Raw genomic sequence first — 25,691 nt, forward strand, 5'->3', positions numbered from 1 at the left:
ATGACGATTTTTGATAATTATGAAATTTGGTTTGTGATTGGCAGCCAACACCTGTACGGACCTGAAGCGCTGCGTCAGGTGACACAGCATGGCGAGCAAGTGGTTAACGCGCTGAACGCCGAAGCCAAACTGCCCTGCAAACTGGTGCTCAAGCCACTTGGCACCACGCCGGATGAGATCACCAACATCTGTCGTGACGCCAACTATGACGACAAATGCGCCGGAATGGTGGTATGGCTGCACACCTTCTCGCCGGCCAAAATGTGGATTAACGGCCTGACCATCCTCAATAAACCGTTGCTGCAATTCCACACTCAGTTCAATGCCGCCCTGCCGTGGGACAGCATTGATATGGACTTTATGAACCTCAACCAGACCGCGCACGGTGGCCGCGAGTTCGGTTTTATCGGTGCGCGTATGCGTCAGCAGCACGGCGTCGTCACCGGTCACTGGCAGGATAAAAAAGCCCATCAACGCATTGGTGCCTGGATGCGTCAGGCCGTCTCTAAACAGGATACTCGTCACCTGAAAGTGTGTCGTTTCGGCGACAACATGCGTGAAGTGGCGGTGACCGACGGCGATAAAGTGGCGGCACAAATCAAATTCGGTTTCTCCGTCAATACCTGGGCCGTTGGCGACCTGGTGCAGGTGGTGAATGACATCAGCGAGGGGGATATTAGCGCGCTGGTGGACGAGTATGAAAGCAGCTACCGCCTGACCGCCGCCGCTCAGGTAAACGGCGACAAACGCCAGAACGTGATTGATGCCGCACGCATAGAACTGGGGATGAAACGCTTCCTCGAACAGGGTGGATTCCATGCATTCACCACCACCTTTGAAGATTTACACGGCCTGAAACAGCTTCCGGGTCTGGCGGTTCAACGCCTGATGCAGCAGGGCTACGGCTTTGCGGGCGAAGGCGACTGGAAAACTGCCGCTCTGCTTCGCATCATGAAGGTGATGTCGACCGGTCTGCAGGGCGGCACCTCCTTCATGGAGGATTACACCTACCACTTCGAAGAGAACAACGATCTGGCGCTTGGCTCGCATATGCTCGAAGTCTGCCCGACCATTGCGCTGGATGAAAAACCGATCCTCGACGTGCAATACCTCGGCATTGGCGGCAAAGCCGATCCGGCGCGCTTGATCTTCTCCACCAAAACCGGGCCGGCCATTAATGCGAGCCTTATCGATCTCGGCGATCGTTTCCGTCTGCTGGTGAACTGCGTCGATGCCGTTGAAACGCCGCACGCCCTGCCGAAGCTGCCGGTGGCCAACGCCTTGTGGAGAGCGCAGCCGGATCTGCAAACCGCCTCTGAGGCCTGGATCCTCGCCGGTGGCGCGCACCACACCGTCTTTAGCCACTCTCTGACCCTGGACGATATGCGTCAGTTCAGCGAACTGCACGGTATCGAGCTTGCTGTTATCGACAACGACACCCGCCTGCCCGCTTTCAAAGACGCGCTGCGCTGGAACGAAGTGTATTACGGCTCCAAACGTTAACAGGGGAACACCTGGCCTGCTCCGGCAGGCCGCTTTTTCCTGGAGGAAAGCATGTTAGAGAATCTCAAACAGCAGGTACTGGAGGCCAACCTCGCCCTGCCAAAACACAATCTGGTGACGCTGACCTGGGGCAACGTCAGTGCGGTGGACCGCGAGCACGGCGTGCTGGTCATCAAGCCCTCAGGGGTCGACTACAGCGTGATGACCGCTGAGGATATGGTGGTGGTGAGTCTGGAAACCGGCGACGTGGTGGAAGGGAACAAAAAACCCTCTTCCGACACCCCTACTCATCGCCTGCTCTACCAGGCCTTCCCGAGTATTGGCGGGATTGTCCACACGCACTCGCGCCACGCCACCATCTGGGCGCAGGCCGGGCAGTCCATCCCCGCAACCGGCACCACCCATGCGGACTATTTCTACGGTGCCGTTCCCTGTACGCGCAAGATGACCGATGCAGAAATCAACGGCGAGTACGAGTGGGAAACCGGCAACGTCATTGTGGAGGCCTTCAAAACTCAGGGAATCGATCCGGCACAGATGCCGGGAGTACTGGTGCATTCCCACGGGCCGTTCGCCTGGGGTAAAAATGCCGACGATGCCGTCCATAACGCCATCGTGCTGGAAGAAGTGGCCTATATGGGTATCTTCTGCCGTCAGCTCACGCCAGAACTGCCCGCTATGCAACAGACCCTGCTCGACAAACACTACCTGCGTAAACACGGCGCAAAAGCCTATTACGGGCAGTAATCTTCCTTTATAAGCGAAGCGTTATGCTTCGCTTATCTCTTTGCCTATTCCGAATTTTCACCTGTTGTCTTCGCGAATGTTGAATCTGTAGTGATAAAGGGTAACGTTGTCGGCTGACGGGTCTCGAAGGATTCAACGCGATGCGTAAAGGCATACTCAAACTCACGCTATTAGCTGCTCTCACTGCGTTCATTGTTATCGCCTACAACGCGACGGCAATCTGGCGGTTCAGCAAACAGGATCAAACGCGCCATGCCGATTGCGCCATTGTTGCAGGCGCAGGTATTAACGGTGACCAACCAAGTGCTGTTTTCAAAGCGCGGCTGGATCATGCCGTCTGGCTATACCACGAGGGCGTTGTCGGTTCGCTGATTCTGACCGGCGGCCTGAGCCGCGGTGCGACGCATTCTGACGCGGCGGTGGCAAAAGAGTACGTGATGGCGAAAGAGGTTCCGGAAGCGGCGATTCTTATTGAAGAGCGGTCGACCATCACGCGGGAGAATCTGCGCAATGCCGCAGAGCTCATGCATCAGCATGGTTTGAAAACCGCCCTGCTGGTGAGCGATCCGTTGCATATGCTGCGCATGCAAATGATCGCCTGGGATAACCGCATTGAGAGCTGGTCTTCTCCGGTCACCGCCAGCCGTTATCAAACCTGGTCGACCCAATTTCCCTTTTTACTGCGTGAAGCCTTTTATTACACGGGTTACCGCATCCTGCGCTACGTCCCGGTGATACCTGTACAAAAAATCAGTACTCACGAATAATCCAGGCTATAATCTCGCCGATACGAACTGGATGAGAGAATGGTGTGGCGCAAGCGCGAGAAGGCTTTTTACTGACCCGGCACTGGCGAGACACGCCGCAGGGCACCGAGGTGGAATTCTGGCTGGCAACGGACAACGGGCCACTGCAGGTCATTTTGCCGCCGCAGGAGTCGGTCGCCTTTATTCCCTCTTCCCAGGTTACGCAGGCCCAACGCCTGCTCAGCGGTGAAACGCATTTTCGCCTTTCGCCTCTGCAACTTCTGGACTTCCACCGTCAGCCGGTACACGGCCTGTATTGCCGGGCACACCGCCAGTTGATGCGCTATGAAAAGCTACTGCGCGAGGGCGGCGTGACGGTGTATGAAGCCGACATACGCCCTCCTGAACGTTTTCTGATGGAACGCTATATTACCGCCCCCGTCTGGGTCGATGGCGAGGAGCAAAACGGGCGCTTCGTCAATGCCCGGCTAAAACCGCACCCGGATTACCGCCCCGCGCTGAAATGGGTCTCACTGGACATCGAAACCACCCGCCACGGCGAACTCTATTGCATTGGGCTCGAAGGCTGTGGGCAGCGCACGGTTTATATGCTCGGCCCGGCGAACGGCGATGCCAGCGGGCTCGATTTCCATCTTGAGTATGTTAACAGCCGCCCGCAACTGCTGGAAAAGCTCAACGCATGGTTCGCCGAGCACGATCCGGATGTGCTCATCGGCTGGAACGTGGTGCAGTTCGACCTGCGGGTGCTGCAAAAAAGCGCCGAACGCTACCGCATCCCCTTGCTGCTTGGGCGCGGCAATACCGCACTGGAATGGCGCGAACACGGCTTTAAAAACGGCGTCTTTTTCGCTCAGGCGACCGGCCGGGTGATTGTTGATGGGATTGATGCCCTGAAATCGGCATTTTGGTCGTTCTCGTCATTCTCTCTCGAATCGGTTTCGCAAGAGCTGCTGGGAGAAGGCAAAGCCATTGATAACCCGTGGGATCGTATGGATGAGATCGATCGTCGTTTCGCCGAGAACAAACCGGCGCTCGCCACCTACAATCTGAAGGATTGCGAGCTGGTGACACGCATTTTCCACAAAACGGAGATCATGCCATTTTTGCTCGAGCGCGCCACGGTCAATGGCCTGGCGATCGACAGGCACGGTGGATCCGTTGCGGCGTTCAGCCATCTCTATTTCCCGCGTATGCACCGCGCAGGCTACGTGGCGCCTAACCTCGGCGATGTGCCACCGCAGGCCAGCCCCGGCGGCTACGTGATGGACTCCCGCCCCGGTCTGTATGACTCAGTGCTGGTGCTCGACTATAAAAGCCTCTATCCCTCAATCATTCGCACTTTTCTTATCGATCCCGTTGGGCTGGTTGAAGGGATGGCGAAACCCGATATTGAACATAGCACCGAGGGCTTCCTTGGTGCCTGGTTCTCCCGGCAGACCCACTGCCTGCCCGACATCGTCGGTCAGATCTGGCACGGGCGCGACGAAGCAAAACGCACCGGCAATAAGCCGCTCTCGCAGGCGCTGAAGATCATTATGAATGCCTTTTATGGCGTACTCGGCACCAGCGCATGCCGCTTTTTCGATCCTCGCCTTGCGTCCTCGATCACCATGCGCGGGCATGAGATCATGCGCCAGACCAAAGCGCTGATTGAGCAACAGGGCTACGACGTGATTTATGGCGATACTGACTCGACCTTCGTCTGGCTGAAAAAGGCCCATAGCGAGGAAGACGCCGCACGCATTGGCCGTGAACTGGTTGCACATGTGAACAGTTGGTGGACGACCCATCTGCAGGCTCAGAACCTGAACAGCGCCATGGAGCTGGAATTTGAAACGCATTTCTGCCGCTTTCTCATGCCCACCATACGCGGCACTGAGCAGGGAAGTAAAAAGCGCTATGCGGGGCTGATTCAGGAAGGTGACACGCAGCGCATGGTGTTCAAAGGGCTGGAAACCGTGCGTACCGACTGGACGCCGCTGGCGCAGCAGTTTCAGAAAGCACTTTACCTGCGCATCTTTCGCAATGAGCCCTATCAGGACTATGTACGCGAGACGATTAAGCAATTGATGGACGGTGAGTTAGACAATCAGTTGATTTACCGTAAGCGCCTGCGCAGGCCGCTTGCAGAGTATGAGCGCAATGTTCCGCCCCATGTGCGCGCCGCACGTCTGGCGGATGAAGAGAACCTGAAGCGAGGGCGACCTGCGCAGTATCAAAATCGCGGAACCATCAAATATGTCTGGACCACGCAAGGGCCTGAACCGGTCGACTATCAGCACTCGCCGCTGGACTACGATCACTATTTAACGAAACAACTTATGCCGGTTGCCGATGGAATCTTACCCTTCACCGACGATGATTTTGCTACACTACTGACAGGGCAAATGGGACTGTTTTGACGCAATGCATGATGACGAAATCATTGCCATCCAGTACCATAGCGCCCTTTCTATTCCTGGCCCCCAACATTAGACGCCCGCCTGCTCCTCAGACGGTGACGAACTATTGCCTGCAATTTGAGATATAGAGTTCATTTATGCCTTTTAAACTTGGTCAACGCTGGATCAGCGACACGGAAAGCGAACTTGGACTTGGTACCGTCGTTGCGATGGATGCGCGAACGGTTACTCTGCTTTTCCCTGCGACCGGAGAAAACCGTCTTTACGCACGCAGCGACTCCCCCGTCACGCGTGTCATGTTTAATCCGGGCGATACGGTGACCAGCCACGAAGGCTGGCAGATGAGCATCGAAGAAGTATTAGAAGAAAACGGCCTGCTCGCCTATATCGGAACGCGTCTGGATACAGAAGAAGCGGGCATTATGCTGCGCGAGGTGATGCTCGACAGCAAACTGGTGTTCAGCAAACCGCAGGATCGACTCTTTGCCGGTCAAATCGACCGTATGGACCGCTTCTCGCTGCGTTATCGCGCACGTAAATACCAGAGCGAGCAGTACCGCATGCCGTGGAGCGGTCTGCGTGGTCAGCGTACCAGCCTGATTCCCCATCAGTTGCACATCGCCCATGATGTCGGACGCCGTTACGCGCCGCGTGTGCTGCTGGCTGATGAAGTCGGCTTAGGGAAAACCATTGAAGCCGGGATGATCCTGCACCAGCAGTTGCTGTCCGGGGCCGCTGAACGTGTCCTTATCGTGCTGCCGGAAACCCTGCAGCATCAGTGGCTGGTGGAAATGCTGCGTCGCTTCAACCTGCGCTTTGCGCTGTTTGACGATGAGCGTTATGCCGAAGCCCAGCACGATGCGGACAACCCGTTTGAAACTGAACAACTGGTCATCTGCTCTCTCGACTTTGTACGTCGTAACAAGCAGCGCCTGGAGCACCTCTGCGATGCAGAGTGGGATCTGATGGTGGTCGATGAAGCGCACCATCTTGTCTGGAGCGAAGATGCGCCAAGCCGCGAATATCTGGCGATTGAGCAACTGGCCGAACGCGTGCCGGGGATGTTGCTGCTGACCGCCACACCGGAACAGCTCGGGCTGGAGAGCCACTTTGCTCGCCTGCGTCTGCTGGATCCAAACCGTTTCCACGATTTCGCCCAGTTCGTTGATGAGCAACAGAATTACCGCCCGGTTGCGGATGCGGTCGCCATGTTGCTGGAAGGCAAACGCCTCAGCGATGCCGATCTGAATATGTTGAGCGACTTGATTGGCGAGCAGGACATCGAGCCACTGCTGCAAACCGCCAACAGCGACCGTGACGGCGCCGACGCCGCACGTCAGGAGCTGATTGCGATGCTGATGGACCGCCACGGCACCAGCCGCGTGCTGTTCCGTAACACCCGTAATGGTGTGAAGGGCTTCCCGAAACGCGAACTGCACACCATCAAGCTGCCGCTGCCGACGCAGTACCAGACCGCGATTAAAGTCTCTGGCATCATGGGTGCCCGCAAAAGTCAGGAAGACCGCGCACGCGACATGCTCTACCCGGAGCAGATTTACCAGGAGTTCGAAGGCGACACCGGCACCTGGTGGAACTTCGACCCCCGCGTTGAGTGGCTGATGGGTTACCTGACCAGCCATCGCTCGCAAAAAGTGCTGGTGATCTGCGCAAAAGCGGCCACCGCGCTGCAACTGGAGCAGGTATTGCGTGAGCGCGAAGGTATTCGTGCCGCCGTCTTCCACGAAGGTATGTCCATCATCGAACGCGACCGCGCGGCGGCCTGGTTCGGTGAAGAAGACAGCGGTGCGCAGGTACTGCTGTGCTCGGAAATCGGCTCTGAAGGACGTAACTTCCAGTTCGCCAGCCATCTGGTGATGTTCGACCTGCCGTTCAACCCGGATCTGCTGGAACAACGTATTGGCCGCCTGGACCGTATTGGCCAGGCACACGACATTCAGATCCACGTGCCTTACCTCGAAAAAACCGCCCAGTCGGTGCTGGTACGCTGGTATCACGAAGGGCTGGATGCGTTTGAGCACACCTGTCCGACCGGCCGCGCAATTTATGACCAGGTTCACGCCAGCCTGATCGGCTACCTGGCTTCTCCGGAAGAGACCGCAGGTTTTGATGAGCTGATCAAAAGCTGTCGTGAGCAGCACGACGCGCTGAAGGCGCAGCTTGAACAAGGCCGCGACCGCCTGCTTGAGATTCATTCTAACGGCGGCGAAAAAGCGCAAGCGCTGGCAGACAGCATTGAGGAACAGGACGACGACACCGGCCTGATTAACTTTGCCATGAACCTCTTCGATATCGTCGGCATCAACCAGGACGATCGTGGCGAGAACATGATTGTTCTGACCCCGTCAGATCACATGCTGGTGCCGGATTTCCCCGGTCTGCCGGAAGATGGCTGCACCATCACCTTTGAACGTGATGTGGCGCTGTCTCGCGAAGATGCGCAGTTTATTACCTGGGAACATCCGCTGATCCGTAACGGTCTGGACCTGATCCTCTCCGGCGACACGGGCAGCAGCACCATTTCGCTGCTGAAGAACAAAGCGCTGCCCGTCGGCACTCTGCTGCTTGAGCTGATTTACGTGGTTGAAGCGCAGGCACCGAAACAGCTGCAGTTAACCCGCTTCCTGCCGCCGACGCCAATCCGTCTGCTGGTCGATAAAAACGGGACGAACCTCGCAGGCCAGGTGGAGTTTGAAAGCTTTAACCGCCAGCTCAGTGCGGTCAACCGTCACACCGGCAGCAAACTGGTGAATGCAGTGCATCAGGATGTGCATACCATCCTGCAGAAAGGCGAAGCTCAGGTGGAGAAAGCCGCACTGGCGCTTATCGAAGCGGCGAAAACCGAAGCCGATGAGAAGCTGTCTGCCGAGCTCTCTCGCCTTGAAGCCCTGCGAGCGGTGAACCCCAACATCCGTGATGACGAACTTTCGGCTATTGAGAGCAATCGTCAGCAGGTGCTGGAAAGCCTGTCGCAGGCAGGCTGGCGTCTTGATGCGCTGCGTCTCATCGTCGTGACGCATCAGTAACGGAGCAGGTTATGTTAATGGAGCCCTACCATCCGCCTCAGGATCCCTGGCTGGTCATTCTGTATCAGGATGAACATATCATGGTGGTCAACAAGCCGAGCGGCCTGCTGTCCGTGCCGGGCCGTCTGGACGAGCACAAAGACAGCGTAATGACGCGCGTGCAGCGTGATTTTCCGCAGGCGGAGTCGGTGCATCGTCTGGATATGGCGACCAGTGGCGTGATTGTAGTGGCGCTGACCAAAGCCGCTGAGCGTGAGCTTAAGCGGCAGTTCCGCGAGCGCGAGCCCAGGAAACAGTACGTGGCTCGCGTCTGGGGGCACCTGGAAAAGGAAGAAGGGTTGGTAGATTTGCCGTTAATTTGCGACTGGCCGAATCGTCCAAAGCAGAAAGTCTGTTTTGAGACCGGTAAGGCGGCGCAAACGGAGTATGAGGTGCTGGAGTTTGCCTCTGACAATACGACGCGGGTCCGGCTCAAGCCGATTACCGGGCGCTCCCATCAGCTGCGCGTGCACATGCTGGCACTGGGTCACCCGATTCTGGGTGACCGCTTCTACGCGACGCCAGAAGCGCTGGCGCTGGCCCCGCGATTGCTGCTGCATGCAGAGATCCTGACCATCACCCACCCGACATTTGGCAATAGCATGACGTTTAAAGCCCCGGTGGATTTTTAGCAAACGGATGAAGTGGTCAGCAAGAAATAAATGCTGAGGGCGTCATTGTCGCAGCCAGTTTGGACTCGGACAGCGCGCAAACGCAGGAGCGTACACGTAGTACGTGACTGCGGTGAGCACTGCCCAGGTTCAAAATGGCAAGTAAAATAGCCCGTTAATCTACTTAAAGCCTTTTTGCTCTTTAATCAGCTCGTAGGCCTTCTGAATTTCCTGCGCTTTTTGCTTCGCCATCTCCATCATCTCTGGTGGCAGCCCTTTCGCCACCAGTTTGTCTGGGTGGTGTTCGCTCATTTGCTTACGGTACGCGCGTTTGATCGTCGTTGCGTCGTCGGTTGGCTTCACACCGAGCACGTTACACGCATCTTCAAGCGTCGGGCCGCGTTGTGCCTGTTGCCAGCCACCAGCGCCTTGCTGCTGCTGATACCCGCCACCAAACTGCGCGCCACCCTGCATCATGCGCAGGAACTGATCGAACTGGGTGCGGGAAATGCCTAACTCTTCGGCGATGACATACAGCACTTCACGTTCGTTCGGGTGCAGTGAACCATCGGCAAACGCCGCCTGAATCTGGATTTCCAGAAACATCCTAATTAAGTCGAAACGCCCAAAGCAGACGCTGCGGAACTGGCGCATTTTCTCGCGTAGCGGGTAGTTATCCGCTTTACCGACTCGAAAGGCCTGTTGCGCCGCCGTACGCGAATCCCCGTGCAAATTCATTCTGTCCATGAATAAGCTGGCGACCTGGATATCTGCCTGAGTGACATGCCCTTTCGATTTGGTCAGATGCCCCATCACCTCAAAGGTGGTGGCGAAAAAAAGCGACTGGCGTTCACGCTGATTGGCAAACCACGCCATTTTGCGGCTGCGAGCCTTATCAAACATATGGCCAATTAATAGCCCGAGGACCGCGCCCCAAAAGCCTCCGCCCATGATCAGAGCGATGACCAAACCCGCCACTTTACCCCAATACTGCATATACTCCCCAAATCGTCATGCCGTCGGCTAAAATTTGCTTTATCATACCCGTCATTCTATGCCGTGCACAGGTACAGTCTTCTCTCACCTGGCTCGAAAACGGGCAGGATTAAAACTAGCGCAGCGAAGATGAGTACGTTAGTCTCTGACCGTTTGCCAGCGTAAAGCCACAGATGACGGAACAACAAATACAACGTATGAAAAAACGTATTCCCACCCTCCTGGCCACAATGATTGGTACTGCCCTCTACACTCAACAAGGGTTGGCAGCCGATCTCGCCTCGCAATGTATGCTTGGCGTACCCAGCTATAACCGTCCTTTGGTTGAAGGCGATACTAACAATCTGCCTGTTACCATTAATGCCGATCATGCGAAAGGCAATTACCCTGACGATGCTGTGTTCAGCGGCAATGTAGATATTAATCAGGGTAATAGTCGACTGCGTTCTGATGAGGTGCAACTTCATCAGCAGCAGGCTGATGGCCAGACTGCCCCGGTTCGTACGGTGGATGCACTGGGTAATGTGCACTACGACGATAACCAGGTCATCCTGAAAGGTCCTAAAGCCTGGGCGAATTTGAATACCAAAGATACCAACGTCTGGGAAGGTGACTACCAGATGGTGGGTCGTCAGGGCCGCGGTACCGCTGACCTGATGAAACAGCGTGGCGCCAATCGCTATACCATTCTGGATAACGGCACCTTTACTTCCTGCCTGCCGGGTTCAGATACCTGGAGCGTGGTGGGTAGCGAAGTGATCCATGACCGTGAAGAGCAGGTGGCAGAGATCTGGAACGCGCGCTTTAAGCTCGGCCCGGTACCTATTTTCTATAGCCCGTACCTGCAGTTGCCGGTTGGCGATAAACGCCGTTCAGGTTTCCTGATCCCCAATGCTAAATACAGCACCAACAACTCGTTTGAGTTTTACCTGCCGTATTACTGGAACATCGCGCCTAACTTCGATGCCACCATTACGCCGCATTACATCCAAAAACGTGGCAACATTCAGTGGCAGAACGAGTTCCGTTACTTAACCCAGGCGGGCAGCGGTCTGGTTGAATTTGATTATCTGCCTTCAGATGATGTCTATCAGGATGAACACCCTACGGAAGGCGACCGCCATCGTTGGTTGTTCTACTGGAATCACTTCGGCGTGATGGATCAAGTTTGGCGTTTCAATGTCGATTACACCAAAGTCAGTGACCCAAGCTACTTCAATGATTTTTCATCGAAATACGGTTCCAGTACCGATGGTTACGCCACGCAAAAATTCAGCCTTGGCTATGCGATTGATAACTTTGACGCCACCGTATCGACCAAACAGTTCCAGGTTTTTGATCGTACCAACAGTAACTCCTACTCCGCTCAACCGCAGCTGGATGTGAACTACTATAAAAACGATCTCGGTCCGTTCGATGCGCGTATTTACGGGCAAGCCGTTAATTTTGTGAATACGAACTCCAGCCGTCCGGAAGCGACGCGTGTTCATCTGGAACCAACGCTCGATCTGCCGTTGTCGAATGCATGGAGCAGCCTGAATACGGAAGCCAAGTTAATGGCGACCCACTATCAGCAAACCAATGTTGATGATTACAACACCGCTAACGGCACGGATTATAAAGAGTCTGTTAACCGCGTCATGCCGCAGTTTAAAGTCGATGGCAAACTGATTTTCGAACGCGACATGTCCTTTGCCAGCGGCTATACCCAGACGCTGGAGCCGCGCGCGCAGTACCTTTACGTACCGTATCGCGACCAGAGCCACATCAACAACTACGACTCGTCATTGCTCCAGTCGGACTATAGCGGCCTGTTCCGCGATCGCGTTTATGGCGGTCTGGATCGTATCGCGTCAGCGAACCAGGTTACCTCCGGCGTCACATCTCGCGTTTATGATGACGCTTCTGTTGAACGTTTTAACGTTTCTGTTGGTCAAATCTACTATTTCACTGAGTCACGCACCGGCGATGACAATATAAATTGGGAGAAAGACAGCAAAACAGGTTCGTTGGTGTGGGCAGGTGATACCTATTGGCGTATTTCCGATAGCTGGGGCTTACGTGGCGGCGTGCAGTACGACACACGCCTGGACAACATTGCCAACAGTACCGCTGCCGTTGAGTATCGCCGTGATGAAGACCGTCTGGTGCAGTTTAGCTACCGCTACGCCAGCCCGGAATACATTCAGGCCACGCTGCCAAACTATGCGACAACAGAACAGTATAAAGATGGGATCTCGCAAGTGGGTGTGGTTGCAAGCTGGCCGGTCGTCGACCGCTGGTCTGTCGTCGGCGCTTATTATTACGACACCAACACAAGCAAACCTGCCGACCAGATGTTGGGTCTGCAGTATAACTCCTGCTGTTATGCCCTTCGCGTTGGGTATGAACGCAAGATCAACGGCTGGGAAAACAACCAAAGCAAGTATGACAACGTCATCGGTTTCAACATTGAGTTGCGCGGTTTGAGCTCGAATTACGGTTTGGGCACGCAGCAGATGCTGCGGTCTAACATTCTGCCGTACCGTAGCTCTTTATGATGTAGTTGATTTGCAACGTAATCCGCATTGCGGTTAATTGAAATGGAAAAGGTATGAAGAACTGGAAAACGCTGCTTCTCGGTATCGCTATGGTTGCGAATACCAGTTTCGCTGCACCACAGGTTGTTGATAAAGTCGCCGCCGTCGTCAATAACGGCGTGGTGCTCGAAAGCGACGTTGATGGTCTGATGCAATCCGTGAAACTCAACGCAGGTCAGGCGGGTCAGCAGTTACCTGATGACGCAACGCTGCGCCATCAGATTCTGGAACGTCTGATTACGGATCAAATCATTCTGCAAATGGCGACCAAAATGGGCGTCAAAGTCACCGATGAGCAGCTCGATCAGGCTATCGGTAACATCGCTAAACAGAACAATATGTCCCTCGATCAAATGCGTAGCCGCCTGGCCTACGACGGTGTGAACTACAGCACCTATCGCGCTCAGATTCGTAAAGAGATGACCATTTCTGAAGTGCGCAATAACGAAGTGCGCCGTCGTATTACCGTTCTGCCGCAGGAAGTGGATGCACTCGCTCAGCAGGTCGGTAATCAGAACGATGCCAGCACTGAGCTGAACCTGAGCCACATTCTGATTCCACTGCCGGAAAACCCAAGTTCTGAGCAGGTCAATGAAGCAGGACGCCAGGCGACATCCATTGTTGAAGAAGCGCGTAACGGCGGTGACTTCGGCAAGCTGGCTATCACCTACTCCGCAGACCAGCAGGCGCTGAAAGGCGGCCAGATGGGCTGGGGACGCATTCAGGAACTGCCGTCTATTTTCGCGCAGGCGCTGAGTACGGCTAAAAAAGGCGATGTTATTGGCCCAATCCGCTCCGGCGTTGGCTTCCATATTCTGAAAGTGAATGACCTGCGTGGTCAGAGCAAAAATATTTCCGTTACGGAAGTACATGCTCGTCACATCCTGCTGAAGCCGTCGCCGATCATGAATGATGACCAGGCTCGTGTGAAACTGGAACAAATCGCGGCGGATATTAAGAGCGGCAAAACCACCTTTGCAGCCGCAGCGAAAGAGTTTTCTCAGGATCCTGGCTCTGCAAACCAGGGCGGCGATCTCGGCTGGGCAGCGTCGGATATCTACGATCCTGCATTCCGCGATGCGTTGATGAAACTGAGCCGCGGTCAGATGAGCGCACCGGTCCACTCTTCATTCGGCTGGCACTTAATTGAACTGATGGACACCCGCAACGTCGACAAAACCGACGCGGCGCAAAAAGATCGTGCATACCGTATGCTGATGAACCGTAAATTCTCCGAAGAAGCAGCCACCTGGATGCAGGAACAGCGCGCCAGCGCGTATGTTAAAGTGTTGAGCAATTAATGCCGGTACAACGCGTTGTTATCACTCCCGGCGAACCCGCCGGGATTGGCCCCGATTTAGTCGTCCAGCTCGCCCAGCGTGACTGGCCGGTTGAACTGGTGGTCTGCGCCGATGCCGGGCTACTGACCGAGCGAGCCCGTCAGCTCGGTCTCCCACTCACTCTGCGCGACTATGCCCCCTCCCTGCCCGCCATTGCTCAGCAAGCGGGCAGTTTGACGTTATTGCCTGTCGCCTTGAAAGCGGCGGTCGTTCCGGGCCAACTGAACGTCGAAAATGGCCCGTATGTCGTTGATACTCTGGCCCGTGCTTGCGACGGTAGTCTGAACGATGAGTTTGCTGCTCTGATAACCGGTCCGGTGCACAAAGGGGTCATCAACGATTCAGGCACGCCGTTTACCGGGCACACGGAATTTTTCGAAGAGCGTTCTCACGTCAATAAGGTCGTGATGATGCTGGCAACGGAAGAGCTTCGTGTCGCACTGGCAACGACACATCTGCCTATTAAAGCCGTGTCGGAGGCGATTACGCCCGCTCTGTTGCGCGATGTCATTACCATTCTTCACAACGATTTAGTACAGAAGTTCGGTATTCGTCAGCCACGTATTCTCGTGTGTGGTCTCAATCCGCACGCGGGTGAAGGCGGTCACATGGGAACGGAAGAGATAGACACTATCATCCCTGTTCTCGACGAAATGCGTGCAATGGGCATGGACCTTCGCGGACCTCTGCCTGCAGACACGCTGTTTCAACCTAAGTATCTGGACAACGCCGACGCGGTACTCGCCATGTACCACGATCAGGGGTTGCCCGTGCTAAAATACCAGGGCTTTGGCCGTGGCGTGAATATCACCCTCGGTTTACCCTTTATTCGTACCTCTGTGGACCACGGCACCGCGCTTGAACTGGCGGGTCAGGGGAAAGCAGATGTCGGCAGTTTTATTACGGCGCTTAATCTCGCCATTACCATGATTGTTAATACTCAATGAATAATAGAGTCCACCAGGGCCACTTAGCCCGTAAACGCTTCGGGCAAAACTTCCTCAACGATCAGTTTGTGATCGATAGCATCGTCTCGGCGATCAATCCACGTAAAGGTCAGGCGGTGGTCGAAATCGGCCCGGGTCTGGCAGCACTGACAGAACCGGTTGGTGAGCGTCTGGATGAACTGACCGTTATCGAGCTGGATCGCGATCTGGCTGCACGCCTGCAAACGCACCCGTTCCTCGGGCCAAAGCTGACTATCTATCAGCAGGATGCGATGACCATGAACTTCGGCGAACTGGCGGAGAAAATGGGTCAACCGCTGCGCGTGTTCGGCAACTTGCCCTACAATATTTCCACGCCGCTGATGTTCCATCTGTTTAGCTATACTGATGCCATTGCAGACATGCATTTTATGTTGCAGAAAGAGGTGGTGAATCGGCTGGTTGCAGGGCCGAACAGTAAAGCGTATGGTCGACTAAGCGTAATGGCGCAGTATTACTGCCAGGTTATTCCGGTGCTCGAAGTGCCGCCAACGGCCTTCACGCCAGCGCCGAAAGTCGATTCTGCGGTAGTCCGCCTGGTGCCGCATACCACTATGCCGTACCCGGTGAAAGATATCCGTGTGCTGAGCAGAATCACCACGGAAGCCTTTAATCAGCGCCGTAAAACCATCCGCAATAGCCTCGGTAACCTGTTTACGGTTGAGGTGCTGACTGAGCTGGGAATCGATCCGGCCAAACGTGCGGAAAATATCTCTGTTGCGCAATATTGCCAACTGGCGAATTATGTTTCTGATAACGCGCCACCGAAGGAGAGTTAACTCATGATCAATTCGCCCCGAATCAGTGTCCAGGTGCAAAGTGTCTACATTGAGTCTCAGTCTTCACCCAATGATGAACGTTATGTATTCGCCTACACCGTCACCCTTCGGAATTTGGGGCGAACCCCTGTCCAGTTGCTGAAGCGTTATTGGCTTATCACCAACGGGAATGGCCGTGAAACTGAGGTTCAGGGCGAAGGTGTCGTTGGCGTCCAGCCACATATCGAGCCAGGCGGAGAATATCAGTACACCAGTGGCGCCGTCATCGAAACACCGATGGGCACCATGCAGGGCCATTACGAGATGATCGATGCGCAAGGGAAGGCGTTCCGCGTCGCAATCCCTGTCTTCCGGCTTGCCGTCCAAACACTGATCCATTAATCCATGTCTACTTATCTTATTGGCGACGTTCACGGTTGCTACGATGAACTGATCGCATTATTAAATCAGGTGCAGTTTGTACCAGGCCAGGACACGTTGTGGCTGACGGGTGATCTCGTCGCGCGTGGGCCGGGCTCACTGGACGTCTTGCGCTACGTGAAATCCTTAGGCGACAGCGTGCGTTTGGTGCTCGGCAATCACGACCTGCATCTGCTGGCGGTGTATGCGGGGATCAGTCGCAATAAGCCAAAGGATCGACTCACGCCTTTACTTGAAGCACCGGATGCCGATGAGCTGATTAACTGGTTGCGTCGCCAGCCGTTGTTACAGGTCGATGAAGAGAAAAAACTGGTCATGGCGCACGCCGGGGTAACACCGCAGTGGGCGCTGGACACGGCCCAGCAGTGTGCACGGGACGTAGAAGCGATCCTTGCCAGCGACTCTTATCCGTTCTTCCTTGATGGCATGTACGGCGATTATCCTAACAGCTGGTCCAATGAACTGAGCGGCATGGCGCGCCTGCGTTTTATCAGTAACGCCTTCACACGCATGCGCTACTGTTTCCCGAACGGCGAACTGGATATGTACTGCAAAGACATTCCTGAGCATGCTCCCGCCCCGTTAAAGCCCTGGTTCACCATACCGGGCCCGGTTTCTCAAGAATATAGCATCGTGTTTGGTCACTGGGCATCGCTGGAAGGTAAAGGAACACCGGAAGGGATTTATGCGCTGGATACCGGCTGTTGCTGGGGGGGGGACCTGACCTGCCTGCGCTGGGAAGATAAAACCTGGTTCGTGCAGCCCTCGAACCGCCAGATGGATTTAGGCGAAGACGAAGCGGTTGCTTCATAGGGGTTGCTTTAGCATTAATGCTGAAATCTTTGCCACAGCGATAAGAACCCATCGAAAGCAGCGCGGAACAAATCAACCGCGCTGAACTTTTCTATCAGACGCCTTCCACCATCGGTAGCGTACGGTCTCGCGACCAACGGGAGTACATAGCTAACAGCATGTTGACGGAGTCAACGTCATAATGGAACACAAAGCTCTGAACATCGCTGACCTCAATATCAGCCAGCCCGATGATACTCAGAAATTCCTCATAATCTTCTTCATGGTTTTGCGGATCGAATACGGCACGAAGAAGAGACATATAGGCGTATGCGCCACCACAATCTTCCGGCGGACAAGCCATCAACCCTTCCGAACATTCGATCTCTGGCTGAATAGCTTCTGAGAGAGGACCTTTACCTTCGAGAACAATTTCATGTTCCCAACTGTCACCAAAATCGTAAATATAGGTTAATTTATTACCGTTACGCTTGAGCAATGTATTCAGGCGAACCGTGGATTCATCGTTATCGCTGATCGTTTCGGGATGTTCATTGAAAATTTGTTTTTTGAAAACAAACTGATGGAGATGGCTATCTTGCCAACCCATAACAATTTGCACCACGTCATGCAAACGGTCGAGCGTTATGTGGGAAGGAACGGTAAATCGACGCCAAATAACGGGCTCGATATCTTTAAGGGTAATTTTGAGTTGATAAAATGTATTCATTCCATTCTCCAGAGGTCTGCGTACATTTTCCCGGTGCAATGACGACACCGGGGTTTGACAAATTAGCGACGTTCCAGAATCTCAAAGCAGTAGCTGTGAGAGTTCTGCTCATCAGCATCGTTAAACTCACTGAACACGGACTCCCAATCGTCGGGATCGTAATCAGGGAAATGGGTGTCGCCTTCCACTTCCGCATCAATGTGCGTCAGATAAAGTTTCTGCGCTTTTGGCAGGAACTGCTCGTAAACACGCCCCCCGCCAATCACCATAATTTCTTCCACGTCGCCGCAGGCGGCAATCGCATCATCAACAGAGGAGACCCATTGTACGCGCTCATCAGTGCCGGGCTTGCTGCTAATGACGATATTCTTGCGGCCTGGCAGCGGGCGTCCGATAGACTCCCATGTCAGGCGGCCCATCACGACAGGTTTGTTTAAGGTATTGCGCTTAAACCAGGCGAGATCGGCGGGTAAGTTCCATGGCATGGCATTTTCCATACCGATGACGCGATCTACCGCTAACGCCGCAATCAGACTGATCATTGATAATTTCCTGGATGCAAAAAAATTGTCGCCACTATACGGAAAGCACAATCTTTCGTCGACTGGCGGCGCGGTAAAGAATGCGAAAATTTTCGCATTCTGCAAGCCAACCCACGCCGCAAAATCGGACACCTGGCTTTCCACACCCACTTAATCAAAATCTTAGCTGTCTATCGGCGATTACAGCACTCAACCCGCTATGCCTCAGGTTTAACCTCAGGTTCATCACGAGGATCGCCACTATGACGCCCCTCTTCCGTTCCCTGCCAGCCATGGCGTTGAATCACTGACAAATGCGCCTGATCCTCGGTAATAATTTCGGTCAGCATAGCACTGGTGCGTTTGAAGACTGCGGCTCTGGATTGCGGGTCGTTTTCTACTTCCGCCATCTCTTCCACCATCTGGGTGTTGAACTGGCGGAACAGGTCAGCACGTTCACGGGCTTCATAACGCCCCAGCCCCAGACCTTCCAGCGCCATACGCCCCACTTTTAACGCGGCCTCGAATGTTTCACGCTCCGGGGTCTCAACGCCGGCCTGACGAAGCCGAATGTAGTGATCGACGTCGCGGGCACGGGCAATGATTCGTAGTTCAGGGAAATGCGTCTGCACCAGCTCAGTGAGCTGCAAACTGGCCTCGGGATCGTCAATGGCATTAATGAGTACTTCCGCCTTCCCCGCCCCCGCGGACTCCAGCAGATCGGCGCGGGTCGCATCACCGTAAAACACCTTCATACCAAATTTGCGCAGCGTTTCAATGTGGTCCGGGTCATGGTCGAGAACCACCATCTTCACGCCGCTGGAGAGCAACAAACGTCCGGCAATCTGGCCGAAGCGGCCGAACCCGGCAATAATGACCCGGGGTTCATCTTCATCAATTTCATCAGCTTCGCGGGTCTGAGTGCTATCGGCCTTGTCCAGACGAGTAAGCAGCACCAGCAGGATCGGCGTGGCCGCCATCGAGAGCGCCACCGTTAACGTCAGTGCTTTAACCCATTCCGGATCCAGCACGCCTGCCATCTGGGCGGCACCGAAGACTACAAAGGCAAATTCACTGCCCTGCCCCAGCAACGCCGCAAACCATCGACGCTGCTTAGCGGGCACGCCCAACGGTCGACCAATCAGCCACAAAACGACGGCTTTGATGACCAGGAATCCCACCAGCAGGATGAGGATCCGCAGCGGGTGCGTGACCAGCGTCCCGAAATCAATCGACATGCCAACGCCGATGAAAAACAGCCCCAGCAGCAGCCCTTTGAACGGTTCGATATCGCTTTCCAGCGCATGACGATATTCAGAGCTTGCCAGCAGTACGCCGGCCAGAAATGCCCCCATCGCCATTGACAGCCCGGCCTCTTCCAGCAACAGACCGAAGCCAAACACCAGAAACAGGGCCACCGCACTGAAGACTTCGCGCAAGCCTGAGCGCGCAACAAAGCGCAGCGCCGGACGCGCGACATAGCGGCCAATCAGTACCACCAGCGCCAGCGCACCAATCACTTTCAGCGCCGACAATGCGAATGCCCCGAAGGTGGTGGATGCGCCGCTGCTGGCCAGCAGCGGGATCATTGCCACCAGCGGAATCGCCGCAATATCCTGGAACAGCAGCACCGAGAAGGCGCTGCGCCCCATTTGCGAAACCGTGAGATTACGCTCGTTCATTGCCTGCATCGCAATGGCGGTGGAGGAGAGACCCAGCGTCAGGCCAATCAACAGCGCCACCGGCCAGGCAAGCCCCAACGCAATGCAAAAGCCGCCGAGTAACAATCCACAGGCGGCCATTTGTAACGCACCTCCGCCAAACACCGAAACGCGCAGCTTCCATAAACGCCGCGGGTCCAGCTCAAGGCCGATGACAAACAGCATCAGCACCACGCCGATTTCCGCAAAGTGCAGAATTGACTCGGCATCCGTCACCAGGCGCAATCCCCACGGGCCGATAATACAGCCCGCGATCAGATACCCGAGCACCGACCCCAGCCCAAGCCTGACGGCGATAGGGACGATCAGTGCGGCGGCACCTAAGTAAATCAGCGCCTGAATTAAGCTATGGCTATCCATGTGACGCCTCCTGCCAGTCGAGAAGACGTTGTCTGTAGTGTCGCGCCTGCGCCTGCAGGGTTTCATCATCACAGATAAAGGTGCAGTGCATCGCAAACGGCGGCAGCCATTTCATGCCGCAGTAGAGGGCGGTCGCTTGTAAGGGCTGAGCCAGAACGTCAAAACCGGGGTGGGAGCCAATATCAAAATGCCGATCGCCGCCGCCAGTGGTGACCGCCCACAGTAAACTTTTCCCTTTCAGCGCGTGCGCGCCATGACCATAAGCCCAGCCATGGGCAAGAACCTTATCGATCCAGAGTTTCATCAACGGAGGGGTGCTGTACCACTGCATAGGATGTTGCCAGACCACCAGGTCGGCGCGTTCGAGCGCGGCCTGTTCAGCCGCAATGTCGATAGTAAAGTCGGGGTAGAGCTCATACAAAGAGCGAACTTCAATCCCTTCCAGCGTCCCTATGTGTTCAAGCATCCGCTTATTGGCATGCGAATGCTGCGGATAGGGATGCGCATAAATAATAAGAATCATTGATTAACCTGTTTTCACTCATCCCTGAATAATTCGAGTTGCAGAAAGGCGGCAATGCAGCGAGCCTGCGACTTGAAGTATGCCGGGTATGCACACTTTTTTGTTTGAGTGTAGACAGTTAATCGCCCCGCAAACAGTCATAATCTGTAGGGAATTAAATATAATCACCAAATAAAAAAGTCCCGCTCATTGGCAGGACCTCTCTCTGTACGGCTGGGATCAGTTATCCAGCTCGCTCATGTTTTTCACCTGATCGCGGTTAATCTGTTCGGTTTTACCGGTTTCGGCATTTTCATAGGAAACCAGCCCGGTATCGCTATCCACTTCGGGTTTACCGTCCGTCACAATGGTTTTGCCGTCGGTGGTTTTTACGGCCTGATTGGATGAACAACCGGCAACGGTAAAGAGCGTGGCTGCAGCAAAGATAGACGTTATCAGTAGTTTCGATCGCATGGTGTTCTCCCCTGCTTTCAGATGGATTTAATTACTTACCTCGTTATTTTAGTTTAACTCACTGAAAATTTATGGAAATACGGAAGGTTCTGAGACCGGGCATCGCGGCAAGTCGATGCCCGGCAGAGAGAAGTTACGGCTTAAGCTCAAGAATGGAGCTCATCATTATGTGATTCATGTTGCTCATAACTTCATAGTAGCGGGTTGTTTCTTCGCCACCCGTTGTAGGTTTACGCCATTTCTCACGGTTCTGTTTTTCAAACTCATCCAGCAAATCTTTTTGCTCACCTGCCGACTCTGCATGAATAAAGGCGGTATAAATTTTGGTGGCGTCATTCAGGTTTTGCTGCAGTTCCGGAGAATTAAATTTGGCGGTTATTTCAGGCGGCTGATAGCGCGACTCAGTGATACGCATATTTTGGCTGTAGTCGGCTGATGGGGAAAACTCATTATTATAATAATGCTTAAAGTCCTGAAGGCGGAAAATTTTGGTTTTGTAATTGTCCTTCGATGTCGATGACATCGATTGCGGGAGAGCCTCTGTCGGGTTCAATTCCCAGCTATTCGCGAATTTATCAATAAACAGCTCGCTACCCAGATCGTTGAACGGACCGGTAACGGTCTGTCCATCAATCGTCAGCGTATGCACGTCACTGTTTTCACCGGCTGGCTGTACCCCTTCCGCCAGGTACTTCTGTACCACGTAAATATAACGGGTGCGGGTAGGGTTAATGAGACCGCTTTCGCCCGAGCGAGGCCAGGCATCAAACACGCTGAATTTGACCGTTTCACCGTTTGCCAGCGTCAGCGTATGTTGACCGGCATCGAGTTTAATATTTTGCGATTCCTGTGCCGGAATCGTTATTTTTTGATCGTCGATCGAAATGGCTAAGGGTTGCCCGGTTGGGTTATCAATAAGGAACTCTTTGCTGTCGCCAAAGCAGGCGGTCAACGCCATGCAGGCACCCAAAAGCATAATTCTTTTTAACACGTGTTTCTCCTTGAACGTGAAAGACGGACTCATTAAACGACACGGTTTAAGGGTAAAGGATGGTCACCCGGGAGTGAAAAAGAAATTGGCTATTAAATTTAGGGGGGGCGGGCGATAAAAAAAGCCAGCTTACGCTGGCTTTTGGCTTATTCACAATGCCTTATTTGGCGATCTGCGCATGCATTTCCTGCACTGAAATCACCTTCTCGGTGGCATCCGCGTTCAGCGCCATGGCCGTTGCGAAACCGCCGTTCAGCGTGGTGTCGTAGTGCACTTTGTACTGCAGGGCGCTGCGGCGAATCAGCTTGGAGTCTTCAATCGCCTGGCGACCTGCGGTGGTGTTGATGATGTAGGTATATTCGCCATTCTTGATGCGGTCCTGAATGTGCGGACGACCTTCATGCACCTTGTTAACCAGACGCGGGTTAATACCGGCTTCGCCCAGCACAATCGCGGTACCGTGGGTCGCATCCAGCTCGAAACCAAACTTCAGCAGTTTTGCCGCCAGATCAACCACGCGCTCTTTGTCGCCTTCGCGTACGGAGAGCAGCGCACGGCCCTGTTTCTTCATCGTCGAGTTGCTGCCGAGCTGTGCCTTGGCGAACGCTTCCGCGAAGGTGCGGCCGACGCCCATGACTTCACCGGTAGAACGCATTTCCGGCCCTAACAGCGGGTCAACGCCCGGGAATTTGTTGAACGGCAGCACCACCTCTTTCACCGAGTAGTACGGTGGAATGATCTCTTTGGTGACACCCTGCTGGGCCAGGGTCTGGCCTGCCATCACGCGCGCGGCGACTTTCGCCAGCGGCACGCCGGTCGCTTTGGAGACGAACGGCACGGTACGCGCGGCACGCGGGTTGACTTCAATCAGGTAGACTTCATTGTCTTTCACCGCAAACTGCACGTTCATCAGGCCGCGCACCTGCAGCTCGAAAGCCAGTTTTTGCACCTGCTCGCGCATTACGTCCTGAATCTCTTTGCTCAGGGTGTAGGCTGGCAGCGAACAGGCGGAGTCGCCGGAGTGTACGCCTGCCTGCTCGATGTGCTCCATGATGCCGCCAATCAGCACCCTTTCGCCGTCGCAGATGGCATCAACGTCCACTTCCACCGCGTCGTCAAGGAAGCGGTCCAGCAGCACCGGCGCGTCGTTAGAGACGCTGACGGCGGTCTGGAAGTAACGGCGCAGGTCGATTTCGTCGTAAACGATTTCCATCGCACGACCGCCCAGCACGTAGGATGGGCGCACCACCAGCGGGTAACCAATCTCTTTCGCTTTTTCGACTGCCATTTCAATCGCGGTCACGGTGGCATTCGCCGGCTGTTTCAGCTTCAGACGGTCAACCGCCTGCTGGAAACGCTCGCGGTCTTCAGCACGGTCAATTGCGTCCGGGCTGGTACCAATAACCGGTACGCCTGCGGCTTCAAGCGCACGCGCCAGCTTCAGCGGAGTCTGGCCGCCGTACTGCACGATAACGCCTTTCGGCTTCTCGATGCGCACGATTTCCAGGACGTCTTCCAGCGTCACCGGTTCGAAGTAGAGACGGTCGGAGGTGTCATAGTCAGTCGACACGGTTTCCGGGTTACAGTTGACCATGATGGTCTCAAAACCGTCTTCGCGCAGCGCCAGGGAGGCGTGAACGCAGCAGTAGTCGAATTCGATACCCTGACCGATACGGTTCGGGCCGCCGCCGAGGACCATGATTTTGTCACGGTCAACGGACGGGTTCGCTTCGCACTCATCTTCATAGGTGGAGTACATGTAAGCGGTGTCTGTCGCAAATTCCGCCGCGCAGGTGTCCACGCGCTTGTATACCGGATGCAGGTCGTACTGGTCGCGCAGCTTGCGGATTTCCGCTTCGCGCACGCCCGCCAGGGTCGCCAGACGCGCATCGGCAAAGCCTTTACGTTTCAGGTGACGCAGGAAGTCAGCATCGAGGCCGGTAATACCGACTTCCGCTACTTTCTCTTCCAGACGTACCAGCTCTTCAATCTGCACGAGGAACCAGCGGTCGATGTTGGTCAGGTTGAACACGCCATCCACGGACAGACCGGCGCGGAAAGCGTCCGCGATGTACCAGATACGCTCTGCGCCCGCATCTTTCAGCTCGCGGCGAATCTTGGTCAGCGCTTCCGGGTCGTCGAGGCTCACTTTCGGGTCGAAGCCGGTCGCGCCGACTTCCAGGCCGCGCAGCGCTTTCTGCAGGGACTCCTGCTGGGTGCGGCCAATCGCCATCACTTCGCCCACTGACTTCATCTGGGTGGTGAGACGGTCGTTGGCGCCGACGAATTTCTCGAAGTTAAAGCGTGGGATTTTGGTCACAACGTAGTCGATGGACGGCTCAAACGACGCCGGGGTACGGCCGCCGGTGATGTCGTTCATCAGCTCATCCAGGGTGTAACCGACCGCCAGCTTCGCGGCGACTTTAGCGATCGGGAAGCCGGTGGCTTTCGAGGCCAGCGCCGAGGAGCGGGAGACGCGCGGGTTCATTTCGATAACAATCAGGCGACCGTCTTTCGGGTTCACCGAGAACTGCACGTTAGAACCGCCGGTCTCTACGCCGATTTCACGCAGTACCGCCATCGAGGCGTTACGCATGATTTGGTACTCTTTGTCGGTCAGCGTCTGGGCTGGCGCCACGGTGATGGAGTCACCGGTGTGGATGCCCATCGCATCAAAGTTTTCGATAGAGCAGACGATGATGCAGTTGTCATTCTTATCACGCACCACTTCCATCTCGTACTCTTTCCAGCCAATCAGCGACTCATCAATCAGCAGCTCTTTAGTGGGGGAAAGATCCAGACCGCGTTCGCAGATTTCTTCAAACTCTTCGCGGTTATAAGCAATACCGCCGCCGGTGCCGCCCATGGTGAAGGATGGGCGGATGATGCACGGATAACCCACGTCAGCGGCCACCGCCAGCGCTTCTTCCATGGTATGCGCGATACCGGAACGTGCGGTGTCGAGGCCGATTTTCTTCATCGCCACGTCGAAACGACGACGGTCTTCCGCTTTATCAATCGCATCGGCGGTCGCACCAATCATGGTCACACCAAACTCTTCGAGTACGCCCTGACGCTCAAGCTCCAGCGCGCAGTTCAGCGCTGTCTGGCCGCCCATGGTCGGCAGCACCGCATCCGGGCGCTCTTTTTCGATAATCTTGCGTACCACTTCCCAGTGAATCGGCTCGATGTAGGTCGCATCGGCCATTTCCGGGTCGGTCATGATGGTCGCCGGGTTGGAGTTCACCAGAATGACGCGGTAACCCTCTTCGCGCAGCGCTTTACACGCCTGCGCGCCGGAGTAGTCAAATTCACAAGCCTGGCCGATAACGATCGGGCCAGCGCCAAGAATCAGGATGCTTTTTATGTCTGTACGTTTTGGCATTT

Annotated in this window: 20 protein-coding genes; 12 read left to right on the top strand and 8 right to left on the bottom strand. The window is 55.0% G+C overall.

Annotation, left to right across the window (positions count from 1 at the left end):
* The 6 genes from araA (at position 1) to rluA (ending at position 9,134) form a co-directional block, all read left to right on the top strand.
* Positions 1–1,503 carry an L-arabinose isomerase gene (araA, locus tag ACUY4Q_RS20375; RefSeq protein WP_458044495.1) on the top strand — a complete coding sequence of 501 codons (1,503 nt, stop codon included), beginning with the start codon at positions 1–3 and terminating at the stop codon, positions 1,501–1,503.
* A 51-nt stretch (positions 1,504–1,554) separates the two neighbouring features.
* Complete coding sequence (gene araD, locus ACUY4Q_RS20380) at positions 1,555–2,250, top strand: L-ribulose-5-phosphate 4-epimerase (RefSeq protein ID WP_458044496.1); 696 nt, start codon at positions 1,555–1,557, stop codon at positions 2,248–2,250.
* Positions 2,251–2,390: 140 nt separating this feature from the next.
* Positions 2,391–3,017 carry a YdcF family protein gene (locus tag ACUY4Q_RS20385; RefSeq protein WP_458044497.1) on the top strand — a complete coding sequence of 209 codons (627 nt, stop codon included), beginning with the start codon at positions 2,391–2,393 and terminating at the stop codon, positions 3,015–3,017.
* Positions 3,018–3,061: 44 nt separating this feature from the next.
* Positions 3,062–5,419, top strand: a complete 2,358-nt coding sequence (polB, locus tag ACUY4Q_RS20390) for a DNA polymerase II (RefSeq protein ID WP_458044498.1) — start codon at positions 3,062–3,064, stop codon at positions 5,417–5,419.
* A 137-nt stretch (positions 5,420–5,556) separates the two neighbouring features.
* Positions 5,557–8,463, top strand: coding sequence for an RNA polymerase-associated protein RapA (gene rapA / locus ACUY4Q_RS20395; RefSeq protein ID WP_458044499.1), 2,907 nt, complete (start codon positions 5,557–5,559; stop codon positions 8,461–8,463).
* An 11-nt stretch (positions 8,464–8,474) separates the two neighbouring features.
* A complete protein-coding gene (rluA, locus tag ACUY4Q_RS20400) occupies positions 8,475–9,134 on the top strand; it encodes a bifunctional tRNA pseudouridine(32) synthase/23S rRNA pseudouridine(746) synthase RluA (protein ID WP_458044500.1) in 660 nt (219 codons plus the stop codon).
* Between the two features lie 159 nt (positions 9,135–9,293).
* Here rluA and djlA read toward each other — a convergent pair whose 3' ends face one another.
* Complete coding sequence (gene djlA / locus ACUY4Q_RS20405; RefSeq protein WP_458044501.1) at positions 9,294–10,109, bottom strand: co-chaperone DjlA; 816 nt, start codon at positions 10,107–10,109, stop codon at positions 9,294–9,296.
* 197 nt (positions 10,110–10,306) lie between these two features.
* On the opposite strand from djlA, the gene lptD reads away from it, so the two are divergent.
* From lptD to apaH, 6 genes are read left to right on the top strand one after another with little or no spacing between them, the layout of a single operon-like run.
* Positions 10,307–12,649, top strand: a complete 2,343-nt coding sequence (lptD, locus tag ACUY4Q_RS20410; RefSeq protein ID WP_458044502.1) for an LPS assembly protein LptD — start codon at positions 10,307–10,309, stop codon at positions 12,647–12,649.
* A gap of 53 nt (positions 12,650–12,702) precedes the next feature.
* A complete protein-coding gene (gene surA, locus ACUY4Q_RS20415) occupies positions 12,703–13,989 on the top strand; it encodes a peptidylprolyl isomerase SurA (RefSeq protein WP_458044503.1) in 1,287 nt (428 codons plus the stop codon).
* Entirely contained in the window at positions 13,989–14,975 is a 987-nt protein-coding gene (pdxA, locus tag ACUY4Q_RS20420; RefSeq protein ID WP_458044504.1) for a 4-hydroxythreonine-4-phosphate dehydrogenase PdxA, read from the top strand. Before surA ends, pdxA begins: the two co-directional genes overlap by 1 nt.
* On the top strand, positions 14,972–15,793 hold the full coding sequence (rsmA, locus tag ACUY4Q_RS20425; RefSeq protein WP_458044505.1) for a 16S rRNA (adenine(1518)-N(6)/adenine(1519)-N(6))-dimethyltransferase RsmA: 822 nt from the start codon (positions 14,972–14,974) through the stop codon (positions 15,791–15,793). The genes pdxA and rsmA overlap by 4 nt, the downstream gene beginning before the upstream one ends.
* A 3-nt stretch (positions 15,794–15,796) precedes the next feature.
* A complete protein-coding gene (apaG, locus tag ACUY4Q_RS20430; protein WP_458044506.1) occupies positions 15,797–16,174 on the top strand; it encodes a Co2+/Mg2+ efflux facilitator ApaG/CorD in 378 nt (125 codons plus the stop codon).
* Between the two features lie 3 nt (positions 16,175–16,177).
* On the top strand, positions 16,178–17,026 hold the full coding sequence (gene apaH / locus ACUY4Q_RS20435) for a bis(5'-nucleosyl)-tetraphosphatase (symmetrical) ApaH (protein ID WP_458044507.1): 849 nt from the start codon (positions 16,178–16,180) through the stop codon (positions 17,024–17,026).
* A 94-nt stretch (positions 17,027–17,120) separates the two neighbouring features.
* Here apaH and ACUY4Q_RS20440 read toward each other — a convergent pair whose 3' ends face one another.
* From ACUY4Q_RS20440 to carB, 7 genes are all read right to left on the bottom strand, one after another.
* Positions 17,121–17,735 (bottom strand): plasmid pRiA4b ORF-3 family protein, encoded by a 615-nt coding sequence (locus ACUY4Q_RS20440; RefSeq protein ID WP_458044508.1) that lies wholly within the window; start codon positions 17,733–17,735, stop codon positions 17,121–17,123.
* Between the two features lie 62 nt (positions 17,736–17,797).
* Positions 17,798–18,277, bottom strand: coding sequence for a type 3 dihydrofolate reductase (folA, locus tag ACUY4Q_RS20445; RefSeq protein ID WP_458044509.1), 480 nt, complete (start codon positions 18,275–18,277; stop codon positions 17,798–17,800).
* 197 nt (positions 18,278–18,474) lie between these two features.
* Entirely contained in the window at positions 18,475–20,337 is a 1,863-nt protein-coding gene (kefC, locus tag ACUY4Q_RS20450) for a glutathione-regulated potassium-efflux system protein KefC (protein ID WP_458044510.1), read from the bottom strand.
* The gene (gene kefF, locus ACUY4Q_RS20455) at positions 20,330–20,860 is read right to left on the bottom strand and encodes a glutathione-regulated potassium-efflux system oxidoreductase KefF (protein ID WP_458044511.1); all 531 of its coding nucleotides are present in this window, start codon (positions 20,858–20,860) and stop codon (positions 20,330–20,332) included. Before kefF ends, kefC begins: the two co-directional genes overlap by 8 nt.
* A gap of 219 nt (positions 20,861–21,079) precedes the next feature.
* Positions 21,080–21,313, bottom strand: coding sequence for a YgdI/YgdR family lipoprotein (locus tag ACUY4Q_RS20460; protein ID WP_458044512.1), 234 nt, complete (start codon positions 21,311–21,313; stop codon positions 21,080–21,082).
* A gap of 133 nt (positions 21,314–21,446) precedes the next feature.
* Positions 21,447–22,304, bottom strand: a complete 858-nt coding sequence (locus ACUY4Q_RS20465) for a hypothetical protein (protein ID WP_458044513.1) — start codon at positions 22,302–22,304, stop codon at positions 21,447–21,449.
* Between the two features lie 160 nt (positions 22,305–22,464).
* Complete coding sequence (gene carB / locus ACUY4Q_RS20470) at positions 22,465–25,689, bottom strand: carbamoyl-phosphate synthase large subunit (protein ID WP_458044514.1); 3,225 nt, start codon at positions 25,687–25,689, stop codon at positions 22,465–22,467.
* Positions 25,690–25,691 lie beyond the last annotated feature (2 nt).

The sequence above is a fragment of the Phytobacter cepae genome, from assembly GCF_054165735.1.